The 1,086-nt window shown below is 45.6% G+C and carries 2 protein-coding genes; one reads left to right on the top strand and one right to left on the bottom strand.

What is annotated here, in order from left to right; translation table 11 throughout:
• The first annotated feature begins 100 nt into the window (after positions 1–100).
• Positions 101–853 (top strand): protein kinase family protein, encoded by a 753-nt coding sequence (locus tag G4P69_RS38765; protein WP_208355363.1) that lies wholly within the window; start codon positions 101–103, stop codon positions 851–853.
• Here G4P69_RS38765 and G4P69_RS38760 read toward each other — a convergent pair.
• A partial coding sequence (locus tag G4P69_RS38760) for an NIPSNAP family protein (protein WP_208355361.1) occupies positions 807–1,086 on the bottom strand: 280 nt, incomplete at its 5' end. The genes G4P69_RS38765 and G4P69_RS38760 overlap by 47 nt on opposite strands.

Here is a 1,086-nt window from a genome sequence, read left to right as displayed (position 1 = left end):
CCTGGTACAGCAATATTTCTTACTGTGCTAAGTATTAACTATATAGGTGATGGTTTAAGAGACGCTTTAGATCCTAAACTGGGATAACACAACTATTTGTATGGATAGGGTTATTGAACAAATATCGCTAAAAGCATGGCCTGCTTTTGAAACTATAAATCATCATGGTTGGGTGATGCGTTTGGTTATAATCAAAGTATTGTCGAGAGAATGTTGTACCACCATGGCAACAAGACGAAAGACGACGAAACAAGATACGCCAGATGGGAATGCAAAGACGACACGAGCACAAATACTTGAAGAGAAAGAAGACGCTGTAGTACTTACTGATGAAGTAACAACGTCTAGCAATGATGACAGGGACGCTGATAATAGACTCTCTCAAGGAGAGAGCCGAGCAATTGAATTGATAGCGGGTGAGTCTGTTACCGGGTCTGGTGCTGGTAAAGAGGAATCAGGAGCAATTGTCAAAACCGTACATCCAGAAATTGTCTCTGAATCCGAGAAGGTCGAAGCAAAAGAACCACCACTGACAGATGAGGAAAGGAAGGACTTCGAGAAATTTGATCAGCAAGCAAAGGAAGGATTTCTAAGTGCCGCCCAAGCTTTGACGGAGATCAGGAATAGAAAACTCTATAGGGAGTTTTACAGTACCTTTGAGGATTACTGTGAAAAGCAGCTTGGGTTCACAAAACGGCTTGCTTATTACTCTGTGGTTACGTATTGTCTGCCCGCATTATCAATTGTGATGGTGAGGAGGAGTTTACGTGCCAGATGCTACGGGTTCAAGTTCCGTAGTTCGCTGCTCACTTCACTGAGGAAAAGGCGGTCGGTGCTAGCAATGAGTTGCTGATGTTCCGCACAAGTTGGCCGTTCTTCTCTGTCTCGTTGCGGATTGCGATCCATTCAGGGTCAGCAAGAAATGCGTTCCAGCGCTCCTCACGGTCAGCCATGCTGTCCCAGGCGAGCATGTACGTGAGCTGCTGATTGCTCTCGCCGATTAACGTTGTCCAGAATCCGGCTTGGCGGATGCCATGCTTTTCCCAAATTTGTAACGTATGGTTCTGGAAACGTGCGAGTAGCGCT

Source organism: Aetokthonos hydrillicola CCALA 1050, from assembly GCF_017591665.1.
GTDB classification, from domain to species: Bacteria; Cyanobacteriota; Cyanobacteriia; order Cyanobacteriales; family Nostocaceae; genus Aetokthonos; species Aetokthonos hydrillicola.
The sequence above is the reverse complement of the archived record's forward strand: the minus strand, read 5'-3'. Positions and strand labels throughout refer to the sequence as shown.

Bases quoted from the DNA above. Each gene is read 5' to 3' on its own strand.
- G4P69_RS38765 (WP_208355363.1), top strand. From the start codon at position 101: ATGGATAGGGTTATTGAACAAATATCGCTAAAAGCATGGCCTGCTTTT.